The sequence below is a fragment of the Pseudomonas sp. D8002 genome, from assembly GCF_013385695.1.
Classification (GTDB): Bacteria; Pseudomonadota; Gammaproteobacteria; order Pseudomonadales; family Pseudomonadaceae; genus Aquipseudomonas.
In genome coordinates this window covers 1-19,603 of the sequence record NZ_JACAPM010000050.1, presented here as the reverse complement: position 1 = coordinate 19,603, position 19,603 = coordinate 1, and the positions used below count along the sequence as shown (strand labels likewise).

The window sequence follows — 19,603 nt, the reverse complement described above, 5'->3', positions numbered from 1 at the left end:
CAGCGGGTAAACCGGCAGGACGCGGGTTTATGCGGGCCGGGCCATGGATGGCCCGTCGCGGCGGCCCGCGGAGTAATGCCGGAGTGAGGGAACACCGAGCCCTAGCGAGGTGCCGACAGGCGGGGCAGAGCGTTTTGGTTACTTTTGCGCTTTTCAAAAGTGACCCGCTGTAAGAGCGGAACCAATAGCAGCCGTTACCGCAGGAATGGATATGTACACGGTAAACGCCAACCCAAGGGGTCACTCATGTTCAACAAAATCCTCATAGCCAACCGTGGCGAAATCGCCTGCCGCATCCAGCGCACCGCCCAATCCCTGGGCTACCGCACCGTAGCAATCTACAGCGAAGCCGACGCCGACGCCCTGCACGTCCAGATGGCCGACGAAGCCATCAACATCGGCCCCGCCCCCGTCACCCAGTCCTACCTGAACATCGAAGCCATCCTCAACGCAGCCCACCGCACCGGCGCCGACGCCATCCACCCCGGCTACGGCTTCCTCTCCGAAAACCCCGACTTTGCCCGAGCCTGCGCAAACGCCGGCCTCACTTTCATCGGCCCCAGCCCCGAAGCCATCGACCTGATGGGCAGCAAACGCCTCTCAAAAATCGCCATGCTCAACGCCGGCGTCCCCTGCATCAAGGGCTACCAAGGCCCCGACCAGGACGACCCAACCCTGCAACAACAAGCCACCCACATCGGCTACCCACTGATGATCAAGGCCAGCGCCGGCGGCGGCGGCCGCGGCATGCGCCTGGTACACAACCCCGACACCCTGCTGGAACACCTGCGCACCGCCCGCTCCGAAGCACAAAACGCCTTCGGCAGCGCCGAACTCATCCTCGAACAAGCCCTGATCGCCCCCCGCCACGTCGAAATCCAACTGTTCGGCGACACCCACGGCAACCTGATCTACCTCGGCGAACGCGACTGCTCGGTCCAGCGCCGCCATCAAAAAGTCATCGAAGAAGCCCCCTGCCCCGTCATGACCCCCGAGCTGCGCCAAGCCATGGGCGAAGCCGCCCTCAAGGCCGCGCGCGCCGTCAATTACGTCGGCGCCGGCACGGTGGAGTTCCTGCTCGACCGCGACGGCAATTTCTACTTCCTGGAAATGAACACCCGCCTGCAGGTCGAACACCCGGTCACCGAACTGATCACCGGCCTCGACCTCGTCGCCTGGCAACTGCACATCGCCGCCGGCCAACCTTTGCCCCTGAGTCAGGAACAAGTGACCCTCACCGGCCACGCCATGGAAGTGCGCCTGTACGCCGAAGACCCGGCCCAGGGCTTCCTCCCGCAAACCGGCGACGTACTGCGCTGGGACCCGGCGCCAGGTGTGCGCATCGATCATGGCGTGCTGGAAGGCCAGCGCATCACCCCGTTCTACGACTCGATGCTGGGCAAGATCATCGCCCACGGCGCCACCCGCGAAGAGGCCCGGCGCAAGCTGGTCAGGGCCGTGGAAGACTGCGTGCTGCTCGGCGTGCCCACCAACCAGCGCCTGCTGGCCAGCCTGCTCAAGCATCCACACTTCATCGCCGGCGATTTCAGCACCGGCTTTATTGCCGAACACTTCAGCGACATCCCGCGTCCCCACGCGACCAACGAAGAGCTGGCCCTGGCCGCCGCGCTGTTTTACCAACACAGCGCCAGCGCTCACACCCAGCCATTATCCGGCTGGCGCAACAACGCCAGCGTGCCCTGGACCTGGCAATTGGCCGAACACGACGAGCCCCGGGCCATCAGCCTCAGTGTGCTGGCGGACAATTGCCTGCACGTCGAGATTGATCAGCACGCCATCGAAATACGCGACCTCTCCACCGACGGACGCTGGGCCACCGCCGTTCTCAACGGCATTCGCCGTCGCATTGCCTACCACCTGCAAGGCACCCGGCTCTGGTTGCCCGGCGTGTGCATCAATGATCGAACCCAAACCGTCGCCACCCGCCAGGCCGAGGCCAGCAACGGCACGGTCAAGGCGCCGATGGACGGGGCAATTGTCGAAGTACGGGTCAGCGAAGGCGATTCGGTCAGCAAGGGCCAGCTGTTGCTGGTGCTGGAAGCGATGAAAATGGAGCACCCCCTCAAGGCCGGCATGAGTGGCGTGGTCAAGCGAATCCAGGCGGTTGCAGGCGATCAGGTCAGGAACCGTCAGATTTTGCTGGAGATCGAGTAAGCCCTGGGCGGAACTAGCAGGCTTGGCTACGCTCTATCCCCATCAGGACGGGAAGAGTACGGGAACCTGCGATGCCTCATTGGCTGATTATTGATCTTGAAGCCACAACGGATGAAGGCGGCTGGCCCGTGACCGAGATGGAAATCATCGAAATCGGTGTGAGCCTGGTCAACCGCCAGGGCCGTGAACTGGACCATTTCCAGCGTTTCGTGCGGCCATTGCGCAGGCCGCTGCTGACGCCGTTCTGCCGCCAGTTGACCCACATCACCCAGGCGAATATCGACGCTGCCGCGCCGTTGATCGAGGTGTGGCCGCTGTTCGAACGCTGGCTTGGCCAGCACCAGGCACGCCTGGAAGGCTGGGCAAGCTGGGGTGACTACGATCGCCAGCAACTGGAACTGGAGTGGCAGCGCCATGGCTTGAGCAGCGTGCTGGGCCAGACGCCCCACGTGAACCTCAAGCAACGCTTCGCCAAGGCCCGGCGCCTGGACAAGCCGCTGGGGCTCAACGGCGCGCTGCAACTGGCCGGCATGCAGTTCCACGGCCAACAGCATCGGGCGCTGGAAGATGCACGCAATACCGCACGGCTGCTGCCGTTGATTTTGCCCGTGTAGAAGGCATACTGGCCGACCTTTCTTGACCCTTTTCCGAGGATTCGCCCATGTTTAAAGTCAACGAGTACTTCGACGGCACCGTCAAGTCGATCGCTTTCGGCACTGCAGAAGGTCCGGCGACCATCGGCGTCATGGCCCCGGGTGAATACGAGTTCGGCACTGCCCAGCGTGAAATCATGCACGTGGTATCGGGCGCACTGACCGTCAAGCTGCCAGACAGCACCGACTGGGAAACCTTCGCCGCCGGCAGCCAGTTCAACGTGCCAGCCAACAGCAAGTTCCAGCTGAAGGTGGCGGTCGACACCGCCTACCTGTGCGAATACCGCGGCTAAACGTTCGATAGCCAAAAAAAATGCCCGTCTCGCGAGAGACGGGCATTTTTCATTTCAGGGCTGCTTACTCCAGGATCGTCACCGGCATGCCGACTTCCAGGCGGCCCACCCCATCGTTGACCAGGTTCTGCCCGAACATCACATCGCCCTCTTGCTCGCGGTAGGTCTTGAGCGTGGCCAGCGGTTCGCGGTCGGCACTGCGCTCGCCACTCGCCGGGTCGATGGTGGTGAGGATGCAGCGTGAGCAGGACTTGACCACGCGAAACTCCACGTCACCAATCCGTATCCGCTTCCAGCCGTCTTCGGCAAAGGCTTCGCTGCCCTCGATCACCAGGTTGGGGCGAAAACGCAGCATCTCCATGGGCCGACCGATACGCTGGGACAGGTCATCCAGGGACGCCTGGCCGATCAGCAGCAACGGAAAGCCATCGGCAAACGCGACCTTGTCATCATCCTTGCCGTAGCCGGCCTCGGTCGTGCGTGCACGGGACAGCGGCACTTGCACCAGCCGCGTGGGTTTGCCGATGAATTCGCTGAGCCAGGCGCCCGCCTCGTCACCGGCATCCGGCACGCGCAAGGTGTCACGCCAGATGGTCACGCCGCGCAACTCGGCATCGCTGCCGGGTAGTGGCACGTCAAGCGCAGGTTGGCCCTCGGCGCTCAAGGTCAGGCCACCGGCGCTGTTCCACAGCGCCGAGAGCTGGCTCATCCTGGCCACGGCGCGCTGGGTCAGGAAACGCCCGCTGGCCTCGTCCACCAACATCCAGCGTCGATCCCCGTCGAGCCCGAGTGTGTCCAGGCCGATCTGCTGCAAGGATTCACCCTTGCCGGACTTCAAGGGGTATCGGTACAACGCGCTGAGACGAAGCATGGGCCTGCATTCCTGAGGGACAAAGCCGTCACCCTAAGCTCAAGCCGGGACTTCGTCCAGCATCAGGCGCTGACGTACCACGTCCACCAACTTGTCGGGCTGGAACTTGGAGAGGAAGTTGTCGCAACCGACCTTCTTCACCATCGAGTCGTTGAAGCTGCCGGACAACGACGTATGCAGCACCACGTACAGGCTGCGCAGGCGCGGGTCGTTGCGAATCTCGGTGGTCAGGCGGTAGCCGTCCATCTCGGGCATTTCGGCGTCGGTGAAGATCATCAACAGCTTGTCGGTCATCACCTGGCCACTGTCGGCCCAGGCCTTGAGCATGTTCAGTGCCTTGAGGCCGTCGCTGGCAATGTGCATCTTCACCCCCAACTGTCCGAGGGTGTCACGCAGTTGCGAGAGGGCGACGTTGGAGTCGTCCACCAGCAGCACTTCGCGGCCGCGGGCGCGTTCCAGCACCGGGTCTTCAAGTTTCTCGCGAGAAACCTTGGCGTTGTAGGGCACGATTTCGGCGAGGACTTTTTCCACGTCGATGATTTCCACCAACTGGTCATCGACCTTGCTGATGGCCGTCAGGTAATGCTGGCGCCCGGCACTTGCCGGCGGCGGCAGGATCGCCTCCCAGTTCATGTTGACGATGCGGTCGACGCCGCCCACCAGGAACGCCTGCACCGAGCGGTTGTACTCGGTGACGATAATGGTGCTGTTGGGGCCCGGAATCAGCGGACGCATGCCAATCGCCTGGGACAGGTCGATCACCGGCAACGTCTGCCCACGCAGGTTGACCACGCCGCAGACAAATGGGTGGCGCTGGGGCATCAGGGTCAACTTGGGCAGTTGCAGCACTTCCTGCACCTTGAACACGTTGATCGCGAACAGCTGCCGCCCGGCCAGGCGAAACATGAGGATCTCCAGGCGATTCTCACCCACCAATTGTGTGCGTTGATCTACCGTGTCGAGAATGCCGGCCATTAAAGACTCCTGGGGTTTAGCGGATGGATAGTGCTGGTCACTGAAGCAGGTTATCGGCGGCAAACGCCGGACCTTGACCCCCACTAAAATGCCATGCAAATCCATTGATGTCACACTGACATCATGCTTTACTGAACCCGCTTCAACGCAAGGCCCATCACCACCGCCGCGTGACCGCAAAGTCTGCGCGAGGTTCCGCTATGTAAGGGATTCCCCTATCCACAATCAGGACCAACCTGATATTCGCGATATCTAATAGCCATTAATGTGACGCCATTCTCATTGCATGAATGGAGTCAGGCTTTTGTTTGCTATCGCAAGCCCACGGCCAACGGATCATCCAGTGACTTATGTACTGGCACCCAAAGAAGTTGTGCGAATGCCCCTGGAAATTGTGGGGTACTCGGACGACGGCCGTCATTCAAATAAATTTCCTACTGAAAAGTCGGAACGGGCCTACAGATATTCGTCATATTTCAGCGGTAGTTTTACGCCATTCAACCGGTGCAACATCTCATCATCCGATCGTATGTTCTGGAGACTTGTGTGATGAACGACGGCAAAGAGTGGCAACTTGCACTTCCCGAGTTCCTCCTCGAAGCGGAAATGTTGCTGGCCAAGTCTGAAGAATGCTTGAGCCACCTGCATTTGATCCGCAACGACAGTGACGCGATCGACTGCATGAAAACCAACCTGATCAAGCTCGCGGAAAAATCCGAAGCCCTGGCCCTGAGGGCGATCAGCGAGTTCTCACGGCATATCCAGTACCTGATCAGCAACGCCGCCAGCCCCCTGCAACTGCATGACGAAGCACTTGATGCACTGCACAACTGCCTCACCCTGCTGGCCTGGCAACTGGAGTTGATCGATACAAAAACCGGCAAGCTCGGCCTGGATGAAACGGAACAAACCGTGTTGATCGCCACCGTTGTCCAACACATCCCCCAAAGCGATTTCGGCTATAAGCAACAACACAGGCCTTACGCAATTTGAGGCTTCTTCGCATTTAAGCGACAAAAATGTCGCATTCAATTGCCTGATTATCTAAAAACGACACCACAACTATTTATGCATCACGACGTCGTTAGCAGAAAAATATCAATAAGCCACTAACGACAATACTGATACAAAACAACTTCAATGATACAACTTCCCCACTCGTTGAACTCCGGGACTACCTTCCGGGACGCTGCCGTGATTAATACGCCTCATCCCGCTCGGCGCCAGGCGACCAACGGTAATAGTGGTGGTACCATGCCCCGCTCGAAGTGACTCAACTTCATGATGCATATAAACGTGAAATGCGCCTCCTATGTACGCCAGCCTGAAGTCACTCATCGCAAGGTCCGTGTCCCGAAGCAATGCACGCTGGATAACCCTCGCGCTATGCCTGTGCGCGTGCCTGCTCAGCCTGTGGGCTTATGCACACTCGGCCGATCTTCCCCTGGCGCTGTTGTCAGTGAACCTGGCCACCCTGCTGGTGGTGGGCTTGCAACAGTGGCGCTCACGCAAGTCCATCAAGTTCCAGCCCCAGGAGTTGGCCGACCGCCTGTTGCAGGTCCAGGAAAACGAACGTCATCGCCTCAGCCGCGAACTGCACGACGATATCGGCCAACTGTTGACCGCCGCCAAGCTGCAAAGTGAATGGCTCAAGCGCCGTCTTCCGGAAAACCTGCAGGGCCACTGTGCGGTGCTGTGCAACACCCTCAACGAAACCCTGGCCAAGGTGCAGGACGTGTCGGCCATCCTCAACCCCCGGCAACTGGCGAGCCTGGGCCTTGAGGCGAGCCTGCGGGCGCATCTGCTCAAGACCCTGGAAAACACCCGGGTAAGCTGGAGCCTGGAATGCCATCAACGGCTGACCGGCATCCCGGAAGAGATGGCTGTTGCCGCCTTTCGCATTACCCAGGAAGCCGTCACCAACATGCTGCGCCATGCCCAGGCACGTAACCTGCTGGTACGCCTGCAACGCCTGCCCGAAGGCCTGTCACTGTTTATCAGCGATGACGGCCAGGGCTTTTCGCCCGCCATCAACCCCGCCCAGGAAGGCCAGCGGGGCATGGCCGGGATGTCCGAGCGGATTGATCAACTGGGAGGCACATTGTCGGTCAATAGCCAGCCAGGCTCCGGGACGAGGATCGAAGCGCTTTTCCCCTGGGCGCCCCGCGCCCTCGAACGGGCCAACCCCCATAAGGTTCTAGAGTGACGTGCAACTTACTCCTGGTGGATGACCACTCCCTGATCAGGGCCGGCGTGCGTGCGCTGGTCATGGATATTCCCGGCTACGCGGTGATCGGTGAAGCGAGCGACGGCGCGCAGTTGCTGGAGCGGTTTGACGCGCTGCAACCCGACATCGTGCTGCTTGACCTGTCGATGAAGCACACCGGCGGGCTCGATGCATTGAAAGACCTCAAGCGCGCCTACCCGAAGAGCAAGGTGCTGATCCTGTCGATGCACACCGACCCGGAGCTGATCATGTGCGCGCTGGAGTCCGGCGCCCATGGCTACCTGCTCAAGGACACCACGGCCAATGAGCTGGAGCACGCGCTGCTGGCGTTGCGCAACAACGAACGCTACCTCAGCCCGGCAATCGCCCATACGGTGATCAACCAGGCGCTGATCCGCAATCAGGCCCAGGTCAACCCGCCGCCCCACAGCCACAACCTGACGGCACGCCAGTTGGAAATCCTGCGCTTGATCGTGCGCGGCAAGTCCACCCGTGAAATCGCCAATGGCCTGGGTCTGAGCATCAAGACCGTGGAAGCCCACCGCTCGCAGATCATGAAGCGCCTGCAGATTTTCGACGTGGCGGGCCTGGTGCTGTTCGCAGTGCGCGAACAGATCATCAGCCTTGACGATTAGTCAGCAACGGTGAGTCCTCCGGCAGATGCACCCGCAGTGCCTGGGGCAAGGCCGAGAAGTGCAAGTCGTCACCCTGGAGTGGTTCGCCGTCGAGGTTGATCGCCAGCCCTTCGGCGACCTTGATTTCGACCCACGGCAAGCGCGCCCGCACAAACATATTGTCCAGGCCCCAGCCGTCCGTCATCAGGTTGCGCAGGGTGCCGACCACTTCCTGCGGCGCCGGCAAGATGCTGATATCCAACAAACCATCATCGGCCAGGGCGCCGGGGCACAGCACGTGGCCACCACCGGCCTGGCGCCCGTTGCCGATGCCCAGGGCCAGCAGCTCGCCGCGCCAGTGAAAGTCAGGGCCCTGCAATTCACCGTAGGCCGCGCGCAACTCGCTGAAGCGTGACAGGCCGGTAAACAGATACGCCGCGCCACCGAGGACTTTCTTCAAGTCTTCGGAGGTGTTGGCGGTGACCTGGCTGCCAAAACCACCGGTGGCCATATTCAGGAAGATCTGCCCGCCTACTTCGCCCAGGTCGATGGCACGGGCCGGTACATCCAGCAGGTCCAGGGCCTGCTCGGGCTCCAGCGGCACACCGGCGGCGCGGGCAAAATCGTTGGCGGTACCGAGGGGCATCAGCACCAGGCTGGCCTCGGTCTTGGCCCGGGCCATGGCCTCGGCCACATCCCGCAGGGTGCCGTCACCGCCGCCGGCGATCAGCCGCGTGTAGCCATCGGCAAGGGCCTGATCGACAAACCGCTGGGCATCGCCACCCTCCCACGTCACCCGTACGGCCAGCTCCCAGCCCTGCTCGCGCTTGCCCTGCACTGCCGCCCGCACCTCTTCGTTGAGGGCTTGCTTGCCGTGCAGAATCAACAGTGCCTTGGGTGTGCTCATGGATGAATGCTCCTGGGTTTAAGGTTCCTGAGGGATGTTGACCGTGGCCAATCGAAAAAAAGCCATCGGATGTAGAAATTAACCGGGTTTTGTAGCGTTTCTGACACGGATCAACTCGCACTTGGCGAAATCGACCTAGACTTATACCTATTCCCACCCGACAAGGCCGTCGCACCATGATCACCATGTCCGCCTTCCACTCCATGCTTATCCCCATCCTGACCGGCATGATCCTCCTGGCCATCGGCTTCAACTTCCGCGACAAACCCATCGGTGTGTTCGGCATGTGGATCGGCATGCTGCTGATCCTCGGCACCGTGGTTTACAAGATCCTCGCCAAACTCGCCGAATGACAATCTCACTCGCATTGCACATGACGGCCTCGTACACTCGGTCAATTCGTCGTTTTTAAGGTTGACCGCCTCGTGCTTGCCCGTCTGTTTGCCCTGCCCTGTTGCCTGCTTTTCTGCCTGCTGACCCTGCTGCCCATGGCGCCTGCCCACGCCGTGAGCCTGCCGGGGCTGCTGGGCAGCAACACCAAAACCCAGCCGCAAGCCGACGTCCCGTTGGGCCAGTCCCTGGACGAGGTGATCAAGACCCTGGAAAACGACCAGCAGCGCACCAAGCTGCTGAACGACCTGAAAAAGCTTCGTGAGACCACGCAAAAGGCCCAGCCCGCCGCCGAACTGGGTGTGCTCGGTTTGATCGGCGGTACGCTGTCGAGCCTGGAGCAACAATTCTCCGGTGCCGACAGCCCGCTCAATCGCTGGTCCAACGAGTTTGACCAGGCCAAGGATGAACTCACCGCACTGATGCTGCCGGCCAGCGAATGGCTGCCGATCATCTTTGCCTTTGCCATGATCCTGATGCTCTGGAGCCTGCTGGCCGCGATCCTGATCTGGCTCAGCCACCGGGTGCGCGAGCGCTTCGGCCTGACCGAAGAACTCCCGCAACACCCCAAGACCTGGGACCTGCTGCGCTTTGCCCTGCGCAAGCTCGGCCCGTGGCTGATCGCGTTGGTGATCACCGTCTACATGAGTTACGCACTGCCCTCGTCCCTCGGCAAATCCCTGGCAATGGTGCTGGCCTATGCGCTGGTGGTGGGCACCTGCTTCTCGGCGATCTGCGTGGTCGCGTTTTCCGTACTCGACGGCCCGCACCGTCACCGCGCGTTGTACATCCTGCGCCACCAGGCCTTCCGGCCGTTGTGGCTGATCGGCAGCTTTGCCGCCTTTGGCGAAGCCGTCAGCGACCCGCGCCTGGCCGAGAGCCTGGGCCAGCACCTGTCCCATGTCGCCGCGACCATCGCCAATGTCATGGCCGCGCTGTCCACCGGTGTGTTCATCCTGCGATTCCGCCGGCCGATTGCGCACCTGATCCGCAACCAGCCGCTGTCCCGCCGCCTGACCCGCCGCGCCCTGAGTGACACTATCGAAATCGTCGGCACCTTCTGGTACCTGCCGGCGTTGCTGCTGGTGGGCATCTCGCTGTTCGCCACCTTCGTCTCCGCCGGCGACACCAGCACCGCCCTGCGCCAGTCGTTGTTGTGCACGGTGTTGCTGGTGCTGTGCATGGTGATCAACGGCCTGGTGCGCCGCCATTCACTCAAGCCGCAGCGCGGGCACAAGCGCCATGCGCTGTACTCCGAGCGCCTGAAAAGCTTCGTCTACACCCTCGCCCACCTGGTGGTGTGGCTGGTGTTTATCGAACTCGGCCTGCGGGTCTGGGGCCTGTCGCTGATCCGCTTTACCGAAGGCGACGGGCATGAAATCAGCGTCAAGCTGTTCGGCCTTGCCGGCACATTGCTGTTTGCCTGGCTGATCTGGATCCTCAGCGACACCGCGATCCACCACGCCCTCACCCGCTCGCGCAAAGGCCTGGCCAACGCGCGTGCGCAAACGATGATGCCGTTGATTCGCAACGTGCTGTTCGTGACCATCTTCATCATTGCCGCCATCGTCGCCCTGGCGAACATGGGCATGAACGTCACGCCGCTGCTGGCGGGTGCCGGTGTGATCGGCCTGGCCATCGGTTTTGGTGCACAGTCGCTGGTGGCGGATTTGATCACCGGCCTGTTCATCATTATCGAAGACTCCCTGGCAATTGATGACTACGTGGATGTCGGCGGCCACCTGGGGACGGTCGAAGGCTTGACCATCCGTACCGTGCGCCTGCGGGACATCGACGGCATCGTGCATACGATCCCGTTCAGTGAAATCAAAAGCATCAAGAACTACTCCCGGGAGTTCGGCTACGCGATCTTCCGGGTGGCGATTCCCTACAACATGGAAATCGACGACGCCATCAAGCTGATGCGCGACGTCGGGCAGAAGATGCGCAACGACCCGTTGCAGCGGCGCAATATCTGGTCGCCGCTGGAGATTCAGGGTGTAGAAAGTTTCGAGTCCGGCAGTGCGATTCTTCGCGCCCGCTTCAAGACCGCGCCGATCAAGCAGTGGGAGGTTTCGCGGGCGTTCAACCTGTCGCTCAAGCGTCACCTCGACGAAGCCGGGCTGGACCTGGCCACCCCACGCTTGAGCGTGCAAGTAGTGACAGCGGCGGGAGGCGTGCAAGAGAAAGAATAAGCGCTGCCCGGACGACGTCAGGATCAACAACAATAATCATGGAGAGTCCTTATGCGTTTGACCGGTCTTACACACCGATGGGTATTCGGCCTGCTGTGCGGTGTCGCCAGCAGCGCGGTCATCGCCGCCAGCAGCGGCCAGGACAGTGCCCGCGAAACCATCGCCGCCCAGGCCAAAGTACTGGAACCGGCCTTGCTGGAAACCCGGCGCGACATCCATGCCCATCCTGAACTGGGCAACACCGAACATCGCACCGCGGAGCTGGTGGCCAAGCAGCTGCGGGAGATGGGGCTGGAGGTCAAGACTGGCGTGGCGCGCACGGGCGTTGTCGCCATCCTCAAGGGCGCCCTGCCCGGCCCGACCGTGGCCTTGCGCGCCGACATGGATGCGCTGCCGGTCAAGGAAGTCTCCGGCCTGCCCTTCGCCTCGAAGGCCAAGGGTGTGTACCTCGATAAAGAAGTCGACGTGATGCACGCCTGCGGCCACGACGCCCACACCGCCATCCTGCTGAGCACGGCGAAAATCCTTACAGGTATGCGCGATCGTCTGCCTGGGACCGTGGTGTTTTATTTCCAGCCGGCTGAAGAAGGCCCGAGCGACTTTATCCCCGACGGTAAAAACACTTGGGGCGCGAAGATGATGGTGCAGGAAGGGGTGATGAAATCGCCCAAGCCGGATGCCGTTTTTGGGCTACATGTGTGGGCCGGGGTGCCTGCGGGGCAGATTGCGTATCGGCCGGGGCCTACCCTGGCGAGCTCGGATGACCTGCGGATCAAGATCCTGGGCAAGCAGACCCATGCGGGGCGGCCGTGGGATGGGATCGATCCGATTACCGTGGGGGCGCAGGCCATTGTGGGGCTGCAGACGGTGGTCAGTCGGCGTACCGACATTTCTTCGTTTCCGGCGGTGGTGAGTATTGGCACCATCAACGGAGGGACGCGGTACAACATCATTCCCGAGTCGGTGGACATGAGTGGGACCATTCGCTCATACGACTATGGCATTCGCCAGAAGCTGCATGCGGATGTGCGGCAGACCGTCGAGAAAATCGCCGAGAGTGGTGGGGCCAAGGCTGAGGTGACGATCATTGAGAAGTACGATCCGACCATCAACAACCCGGCGCTGACCGAGAAGATGCTGCCGAGTTTGCGTTGGGCGGCGAAGGGGGATGTGGTCAACGCCCCGTTGGTGGGTGGGGCTGAAGACTTCTCGTTTTATGCCAAGGAAGCGCCGGGGTTGTTTGTGTTTCTGGGGGTGACGCCTAGGGATCAGGATATGAGCAAGGCGGCACCGAATCATAATCCGGGGTTCTTTGTGGATGAGTCGGCGTTGGTGGTTGGGGTTCGGACGTTGGCTTCGTTGGCGACGGATTATTTGTATGCCAATGCGGGGGTTTGAGGGTATATCCGTTATTCAGGTAACGGCCGCCTAGGGTTCCGCTCTTGCCCCACCACTCTGCACCTCGCTCGGGCTTAAGTGTGGTGAAGCAACAGCAAACCCAAAGGCGGACACGATCCAAATGTGGGAGCGGGCTTGCTCGCGAAGGTCGTTAACGATGACGTGGGTATCCTGACTCAACGCGGCGCCCTCAGGTTTTTCGCGAGCAAGCCCGCTCCCACATAAAGCGGCTCTGCTTTTGCTCTAACACTCAGGTCATCGGGGTAAAGCCCTGTGCTTACTTGGGGCTGGACCGGCATTCCGGCTGTTCAAAAGTGAGCCGCTGTGAGAGCGGAACCAAAAGCCGTCGTGACCTAGATAACGGATACACACAGGCAAAACGTCAAACCACATCCACCCCCACATGAATCGCATCATGCCGCCAAAACTCCAGATCACAATCAATCAACCGCTCATGCTGATCATAATTAACCCGAGCAATCCGCAAGCCCGGGCTCCCCACCGACACCCTCAACGCCGCCGCCGCCTCAACCTGCAATGACGTCGGCACAATCTCAAACCGCACCCGCCCGTAGTGCAAGTCATACACCCGCGCATACAACTCCGTAATCGACTGATTCAAATCACACTCCAGAATCCCCGGAAAATACTGCGGGTTCAGATAGTGCTCCACATACAACACCAACCGCCCATCAATCCTGCGCCCCCGGCAAATCTGAATCACACTGGACAACGCCGGCAACTGCAACCACGCACACACCGCCGCCGAAGCCGGCTGCAACCGCGCCGAAATCACCTCGGTCGACGGCACCCGACCCTGGGCACTCACCATCGCGTGAAAATGACTGCGCTGCATCAGGTTATAGGCAAGCCTGGGCGGCGACACAAACCACCCCCGCCGCTCCTCGCGATAAATCTGCCCTTGTGCCTCAAGTTGTAACAAGGCTTCCCGCACCGTAATCCGGGTGGTACCAAACAACTCGCTGAGCTTGCGCTCGGCCGGCAGCTTACTGGCAGGCGCCAACAAGCCATGGTCGATCTGCTCTTGCAGCGCCAGGCCAATGGTTGTCACCGCTTTGGTTGCCTCATCACGCATCAACGTTACCTATCTGGACTAGACCAGCACTATTCAGGTGCACAAAACGCCCGCTAAACGCGCCTCTGCTGTTGCGTGCAAGCCTAGGCATTGCACATGACCGACAGATGACAGCGCCTCGCGACGTGCTGCCACAAGACCTGCAATACATCGGCCAAGTCCAAGGCTTCCGGGCGGTTGGGCATGGTCTACGCTTACCCGGTGATCCCCCGTCCAGGCCAACAAAAAACGACATCGACATGAAACTGTCATCCGCCACGCCTAAATTGGCTCGTGTATTGCTGACCTAGACCAACACCACCGCAAACGTCGATAAAAACGCAGCGTTGAAAACGCCCAAAGGAGCTTCGGATGAAACAGCTTTTCCTGGCATCACTGTTAGGCTCGACCATTGCCATGTGCACCGCCGCCATGGCCGCTGATACCGATCTAAAAACCCTGGAAGCCGCCGCGAAAGCGGAAGGCGCCGTCAACAGCGTCGGCATGCCCGATGACTGGGCCAACTGGAAAGGAACCTGGGACGACCTGGCCAAGACCTACGGCCTCAAGCACATCGACACCGACATGAGCTCCGCCCAGGAAGTCGCCAAGTTTGCGGCAGAGAAAGACAACGCCAGCGCCGACATCGGCGACGTGGGTGCAGCCTTCGGCCCGATCGCGGTGAAGCAGGGCGTTACCCAACCGTACAAACCGACCACCTGGGCACAAGTCCCGGACTGGGCGAAAGACAAGGACGGTAACTGGGCCCTGGCCTACACCGGCACCATCGCCTTTATCGTCAACAAAAAGCTGTTGCACGGCTCCGAAGCTCCGAAAAGCTGGGCTGACCTGAAGACCGGCAAATACAAGGTTTCCATCGGTGACGTGAGCACCGCCGCCCAGGCTGCCAACGGCGTACTCGCCGCCGCACTGGCCAACGGTGGCGACGAGAAGAACATTCAGCCGGCGCTGCTGATGTTCGCCGACATCGCCAAGCAAGGCCGCCTGTCGCTGGCCAACCCAACCATCGCCACCATGGAAAAAGGCGAAGTGGAAGTGGGCGTGGTCTGGGACTTCAACGGCCTGAGCTACAAGGCCAAGATGGCCAACCCGGATGACTACGTGGTGCTGATCCCATCGGACGGCTCGGTGATTTCCGGCTACACCACCATCATCAACAAATACGCCAAGCACCCGAACGCCGCCAAGCTGACCCGCGAATACATCTTCAGCGACGCCGGCCAGACCAACCTGGCGCGTGGCAATGCGCGGCCGATCCGTGCCGAGCACCTGACCTTGCCAGCCGACGTACAGGCCAAGCTGCTGCCTAACGAGCAGTACAAGAAAGTCACGCCGATCAAGGACGCCGACGCTTGGGAGAAGACCTCCAAGGCACTGCCGCAGAAGTGGCAGGAAGAAGTCATCATCAATATGCAATAAGGCTTAACACGCCTGTTCAAGTGGAACGCGGTCAGTGTGGGACCTGGCTTGCCTGCGACAGCGGTATGACATTCAGCAGCATTGTCGACTGACACACCGCTATCGCAGGCAAGCCAGCTCCCACATTTGATCGGTGTTCCAACCGAAAAACCGAGTCAAGCCTATTTGTTGCGGAGCCCCAGCCCCTATGAAGCACAACGTCATCCTTGTCGTGCTCGACGGCCTGAATTACGAGGTTGCCCGACACGCCATGGGGCACTTGCAGGCCTATGTCGGCGCAGGACGCGCAGCACTGTACAAACTGGAATGTGAACTGCCGGCCCTGTCCCGGCCACTGTACGAATGCATCCTCACCGGCGTCCCGCCGATCGAGAGCGGCATCGTCCACAACAACGTCTCGCGCCTGTCCAACCAGCGCAGCATTTTCCATTACGCCACCGACGCCGGTTTATCCACGGCGGCGGCGGCGTATCACTGGGTCAGCGAGTTGTATAACCGCTCGCCCTTTATCGCCGCCCGGGATCGGCATACCAGCGACCCGGCCCTGGCGATCCAGCACGGGCATTTCTACTGGAATGACCATTACCCGGACTCGCACCTGTTTGCCGACGCCGAAAGCCTGCGCCTCAAACACGCGCCGAATTTCCTGGTGGTGCACCCGATGAACATCGACGATTCCGGCCACAAGCACGGCCTCGACACCCCGCAATACCGCAACAGCGCGCGCTCGGCCGACATCATCCTCGCCGACTACCTGCAAGGCTGGCTCGACGCCGGTTACCAGGTACTGGTGACGGCCGACCACGGCATGAACAACGACCGCTCCCACAACGGCCTGCTGCCGGAAGAACGGGAAGTGCCGCTGTTTGTGCTGGGTGATGCTTTCAGCCTCGACACCCACGCCACGCCCAAACAAACCGAGCTGTGCGGCACCGTCTGCGAGCTGTTGGGTGTACCCCACGACAAACCTGTATGCCGGGAGCTGTTGAAGTGAATTCAGTGATCCGCGGCAAATGGCTGGCCGCCTTGTGCCTGGTGCCCTTCGCGCTGTTTTTTATCGTGTTCGAGATCGCTCCGCTGTTCTGGGTGCTGGTCAGCAGCCTGCAATCGGAAGAGTTTGGCTGGGGCCTGGCCAACTTCAGCAAGATCGCCAATTCGAAGTTCTACCTGCAGGCAATCCAGTACAGCCTGGAGATCAGTTTCTACTCCAGTGTGTTCGGGATCGTCATTGCCGTGCTGGGCAGTTACTCGCTGCGTCGGGTGGATGGCCGGCTGCGCAATTTCGTGACCGCCTTCGCCAACATGACCAGCAACTTCTCCGGTGTACCCCTGGCCTTCGCCTTCATCATCCTGCTGGGGTTCAACGGCAGCATCACCATCATGCTCAAGCAGGCCGGGATCATTCAGGACTTCAACCTGTATTCCAAGACCGGATTGATCATCCTTTATACCTATTTCCAGATTCCCCTCGGCGTGCTGCTGCTCTACCCGGCCTTTGACGCGTTGCGTGAAGACTGGCGCGAGTCCGCTTCGTTGCTCGGCGCGGATGGCTGGCAATACTGGCGGCATATCGGCTTGCCGGTGCTGACCCCGGCGCTGCTGGGCACCTTCGTGATCCTGCTGGCCAACGCCCTCGGCGCCTACGCCACGGTCTATGCGCTGACCACCGGCAACTTCAACGTGCTGCCGATCCGCATCGCGGCGATGGTCTCCGGCGATATTTCCCTGGACCCGAACATGGCCAGTGCCCTGGCCGTGGTGCTGGTAGCGCTGATGACCGTGGTGACCGTGGTCCATCAACTGCTGCTCAAGAGGAGCTACCATGTCTCGCGCTGAACCTGGCTCGGCCGCCCTCTACCACCGCGTAGTGGTGTACCTGTTGCTTGCTGTCCTGGTGCTGCCATTGCTCGGCACCCTGGTCTACTCCATCGCCAGCAGTTGGTCGGCGACCATCCTGCCATCCGGCTTTACCTTCAAATGGTATATCCAGCTGTGGAGTGACCCGCGCTTCCTGAATGCCTTCGGCCAGTCGCTGCTGGTGTGCGTCGGCGCGCTGATCTTGTCGGTGGTGCTGATCCTGCCGCTGCTGTTTGTGGTGCATTACCACTTTCCGAAACTCGACGCGCTGATGAACATTTTGATCCTGCTGCCCTTCGCGGTGCCGCCGGTGGTGTCGTCGGTGGGGCTGTTGCAGCTCTACGGTTCGGGACCGTTTGCGATGGTGGGTACGCCGTGGATCCTGATCGGCTGCTATTTCACCGTGGCGCTGCCGTTCATGTACCGGGCGATCACCAACAACCTGCAAGCGATCAACCTGCGGGACTTGATGGACGCCGCCCAACTGCTCGGTGCCAGCACCTTCCAGGCGGCGTTCCTGGTGGTGCTGCCCAACCTGCGCAAGGGCTTGATGGTGGCATTGCTGCTGTCGTTCTCGTTCCTGTTCGGCGAGTTCGTGTTCGCCAACATCCTGGTGGGCACCCGCTACGAAACCCTGCAGGTGTACCTCAACAATATGCGTAACAGCAGCGGCCACTTCACCAGTGCCCTGGTGATCTCCTATTTCTTCTTTGTGCTGGTGCTGACCTGGGCCGCCAACATCTTGAACAAGGACAAAAGCCAATGAGCTTCGTCAGCGTCCAACACCTGCAGAAAGGCTACGCCGGTACGCCGGTATTCAGTGACATCAACTGCGAAATCGCCAAGGGCGAATTCGTCACCCTGCTTGGCCCGTCGGGCTGCGGCAAGTCGACCCTGCTGCGCTGCATCGCCGGCCTGACCTCGGTGGACAGCGGGAAAATCCTGCTGGATGGCCAGGACATCGTCCCGCTGAGCCCACAGAAACGGCATATCGGCATGGTGTTCCAGAGCTACGCGCTGTTCCCCAACATGACCGTGGAACAGAACGTCGCCTTCGGCCTGCGCATGCAGAAGGTCAATGCCGACGACAGCCACAAACGCGTGCAGGAAGTGTTGCAACTGGTGGAGCTGAAAGAACTCGCCGGCCGCTACCCGCACCAGATGTCCGGCGGCCAGTGCCAGCGCGTGGCCCTCGCCCGCTCGCTGGTGACGCGCCCGCGTCTGTTGCTGCTGGATGAACCGCTGTCGGCCCTCGACGCACGGATTCGCAAGCACCTGCGCGAACAGATTCGCCAGATCCAGCGCGAGCTGGGCCTGACCACCATCTTCGTGACCCATGATCAGGAAGAAGCCCTGACCATGTCCGACCGGATCTTCCTGATGAACCAGGGCAAGATCGTGCAGAGCGGCGATGCCGAGACCCTCTACACCGCGCCGGTGGATGTGTTCGCCGCGGGCTTTATCGGCAACTACAACCTGCTGGACGCCGACAAGGCCAGCAAACTGTTGCAGCGCCCGATCACCGGGCGCATCGCCATTCGCCCGGAGGCCATCGAGCTCAGCCGCAGCGGTGAGCTGGATGCGTTGGTGCGCAGCCACAGCCTGTTGGGCAACGTGATTCGCTACCGCATCGAAGCCCGGGGCGTGGAATTGGTGGTGGACGTGCTCAACCGCTCGGCTGACGATCTGCACCCGGATGGTCAGAGATTGGCACTTTCCATCGACCCAAGTGCGTTGTGTGAAGTAGCCTGACGCACGATTTATTTGAGAGAGCGTGACAGATGGCATTGGTAATTTTTGATCTGGACGACACCCTGATCCACGGCGACTGCGCCACCCTGTGGAGCGAGCAGATGGGCCGCCTGGGCTGGGTGGATGGTGAGTCGTTCATGCGCAAGAACGACGAACTGATGGCGGCCTACAGCCGCGGTGAGCTGGCCATGGAGGATTTCATGGACTTCAGCCTGGAGCCGATGATTGGCCGCACGCCGGAAGAGATCGAGCACCTTGTAGAGCCGTGGGTGGAAGACGTTATCGAGCCGCTGATCTACAGCGAAGCCACCCGTACCATTGCACAGCACCGCAAGAATGGTGACCGGATTTTGGTGATCTCGGCGTCGGGGACGCACCTGGTCAAGCCGATTGCGGCGCGTATCGGCATTGATGAAGTATTGGGGATTGAGCTGGACGTCGCCCATGGGGTGTACAGCGGCAAGACCACAGGTGTACTGACGTACCGCGAAGGCAAGATCACCCGCCTGATGGAATGGCTGGAGCAGGAAGGCGAGCACCTTGATGGAGCGTACTTCTACTCGGATTCGCGCAATGATTTGCCACTGTTGCTGAAGGTGGAGAATCCGCAGGTGGTGAACCCGGATCCGGTTTTGCGGGCGCATGCTGAGAAGGCTGGGTGGCCGATTCATCTTTGGGTCTGACGTTTTGCGCTGGTTTGAGGTGAGTACATATCCGTTATTTAGGTAACGGCCGCCTATGGTTTCGCTCTTACAGCGACTCACTTTGGAAAAGCCCCAAA

Annotated in this window: 17 protein-coding genes and 3 pseudogenes; 16 read left to right on the top strand and 4 right to left on the bottom strand. The window is 60.7% G+C overall.

Translation table 11 applies throughout. The features are described from left to right. Positions 1-246: 246 nt before the first annotated feature. From HX807_RS27235 to HX807_RS27225, 4 genes and pseudogenes are all read left to right on the top strand, one after another. Positions 247-1,758 (top strand): annotated as a pseudogene (locus tag HX807_RS27235) (acetyl/propionyl/methylcrotonyl-CoA carboxylase subunit alpha); the annotation flags it as partial. A 54-nt stretch (positions 1,759-1,812) separates the two neighbouring features. Next, a pseudogene (locus tag HX807_RS32070) lies at positions 1,813-2,175 on the top strand (acetyl-CoA carboxylase biotin carboxyl carrier protein subunit); the annotation flags it as partial. A 71-nt stretch (positions 2,176-2,246) separates the two neighbouring features. Next, complete coding sequence (locus HX807_RS27230; protein WP_003219774.1) at positions 2,247-2,789, top strand: exonuclease domain-containing protein; 543 nt, start codon at positions 2,247-2,249, stop codon at positions 2,787-2,789. Between the two features lie 47 nt (positions 2,790-2,836). Further along, entirely contained in the window at positions 2,837-3,121 is a 285-nt protein-coding gene (locus HX807_RS27225) for a pyrimidine/purine nucleoside phosphorylase (protein ID WP_003183665.1), read from the top strand. Between the two features lie 64 nt (positions 3,122-3,185). On the opposite strand, the gene HX807_RS27220 is transcribed toward HX807_RS27225, so the two are convergent. Together HX807_RS27220 and HX807_RS27215 are read right to left on the bottom strand one after the other, a co-directional pair. After that, positions 3,186-3,992 carry an MOSC domain-containing protein gene (locus HX807_RS27220; RefSeq protein WP_003219772.1) on the bottom strand — a complete coding sequence of 269 codons (807 nt, stop codon included), beginning with the start codon at positions 3,990-3,992 and terminating at the stop codon, positions 3,186-3,188. Positions 3,993-4,031: 39 nt separating this feature from the next. Continuing rightward, positions 4,032-4,967 (bottom strand): chemotaxis protein CheV, encoded by a 936-nt coding sequence (locus HX807_RS27215; protein WP_008430676.1) that lies wholly within the window; start codon positions 4,965-4,967, stop codon positions 4,032-4,034. A 549-nt stretch (positions 4,968-5,516) separates the two neighbouring features. Between HX807_RS27215 and HX807_RS27210 the strand changes: the two genes are divergently transcribed. From HX807_RS27210 to HX807_RS27200, 3 genes are all read left to right on the top strand, one after another. Then, a complete protein-coding gene (locus HX807_RS27210) occupies positions 5,517-5,960 on the top strand; it encodes a hypothetical protein (protein ID WP_003219767.1) in 444 nt (147 codons plus the stop codon). Between the two features lie 319 nt (positions 5,961-6,279). Beyond that, positions 6,280-7,173, top strand: a complete 894-nt coding sequence (locus HX807_RS27205; RefSeq protein WP_003219766.1) for a sensor histidine kinase — start codon at positions 6,280-6,282, stop codon at positions 7,171-7,173. Then, a complete protein-coding gene (locus tag HX807_RS27200; protein ID WP_003219763.1) occupies positions 7,170-7,829 on the top strand; it encodes a response regulator transcription factor in 660 nt (219 codons plus the stop codon). The genes HX807_RS27205 and HX807_RS27200 overlap by 4 nt, the downstream gene beginning before the upstream one ends. Here the strand turns inward: HX807_RS27200 and yegS are convergent. Continuing rightward, a pseudogene (gene yegS / locus HX807_RS27195) lies at positions 7,791-8,715 on the bottom strand (lipid kinase YegS); the annotation flags it as partial. The gene HX807_RS27200 and the pseudogene yegS overlap by 39 nt on opposite strands. A gap of 176 nt (positions 8,716-8,891) precedes the next feature. Between yegS and HX807_RS27190 the strand changes: the two are divergent. The 3 genes from HX807_RS27190 to HX807_RS27180 all read left to right on the top strand — a co-directional run bounded on the left by HX807_RS27190 (position 8,892) and on the right by HX807_RS27180 (position 12,698). Further along, positions 8,892-9,068: a hypothetical protein gene (locus tag HX807_RS27190; RefSeq protein WP_003219760.1), complete on the top strand. Its 177-nt coding sequence runs from the start codon at positions 8,892-8,894 to the stop codon at positions 9,066-9,068. 72 nt (positions 9,069-9,140) lie between these two features. Next, positions 9,141-11,300 (top strand): mechanosensitive ion channel family protein, encoded by a 2,160-nt coding sequence (locus tag HX807_RS27185; RefSeq protein WP_177051649.1) that lies wholly within the window; start codon positions 9,141-9,143, stop codon positions 11,298-11,300. 51 nt (positions 11,301-11,351) lie between these two features. Continuing rightward, on the top strand, positions 11,352-12,698 hold the full coding sequence (locus HX807_RS27180; protein ID WP_177051647.1) for an amidohydrolase: 1,347 nt from the start codon (positions 11,352-11,354) through the stop codon (positions 12,696-12,698). A 382-nt stretch (positions 12,699-13,080) separates the two neighbouring features. On the opposite strand, the gene HX807_RS27175 is transcribed toward HX807_RS27180, so the two are convergent. Continuing rightward, positions 13,081-13,794 (bottom strand): UTRA domain-containing protein, encoded by a 714-nt coding sequence (locus tag HX807_RS27175; RefSeq protein ID WP_010166446.1) that lies wholly within the window; start codon positions 13,792-13,794, stop codon positions 13,081-13,083. Positions 13,795-14,145: 351 nt separating this feature from the next. On the opposite strand from HX807_RS27175, the gene HX807_RS27170 reads away from it, so the two are divergent. The 6 genes from HX807_RS27170 (at position 14,146) to HX807_RS27145 (ending at position 19,505) form a co-directional block, all read left to right on the top strand. Next, entirely contained in the window at positions 14,146-15,213 is a 1,068-nt protein-coding gene (locus HX807_RS27170) for an ABC transporter substrate-binding protein (RefSeq protein ID WP_003219752.1), read from the top strand. Positions 15,214-15,400: 187 nt separating this feature from the next. After that, entirely contained in the window at positions 15,401-16,207 is an 807-nt protein-coding gene (locus HX807_RS27165) for an alkaline phosphatase family protein (protein WP_177051645.1), read from the top strand. Continuing rightward, positions 16,204-17,049, top strand: a complete 846-nt coding sequence (locus HX807_RS27160) for an ABC transporter permease subunit (protein WP_010166442.1) — start codon at positions 16,204-16,206, stop codon at positions 17,047-17,049. The genes HX807_RS27165 and HX807_RS27160 overlap by 4 nt, the downstream gene beginning before the upstream one ends. Beyond that, positions 17,036-17,836, top strand: coding sequence for an ABC transporter permease (locus tag HX807_RS27155; protein WP_102369616.1), 801 nt, complete (start codon positions 17,036-17,038; stop codon positions 17,834-17,836). The genes HX807_RS27160 and HX807_RS27155 overlap by 14 nt, the downstream gene beginning before the upstream one ends. Beyond that, a complete protein-coding gene (locus tag HX807_RS27150; RefSeq protein ID WP_003219745.1) occupies positions 17,833-18,822 on the top strand; it encodes an ABC transporter ATP-binding protein in 990 nt (329 codons plus the stop codon). The genes HX807_RS27155 and HX807_RS27150 overlap by 4 nt, the downstream gene beginning before the upstream one ends. A gap of 29 nt (positions 18,823-18,851) precedes the next feature. Beyond that, on the top strand, positions 18,852-19,505 hold the full coding sequence (locus tag HX807_RS27145) for an HAD family phosphatase (RefSeq protein ID WP_177051643.1): 654 nt from the start codon (positions 18,852-18,854) through the stop codon (positions 19,503-19,505). The last annotated feature ends 98 nt before the right edge of the window (positions 19,506-19,603 follow it).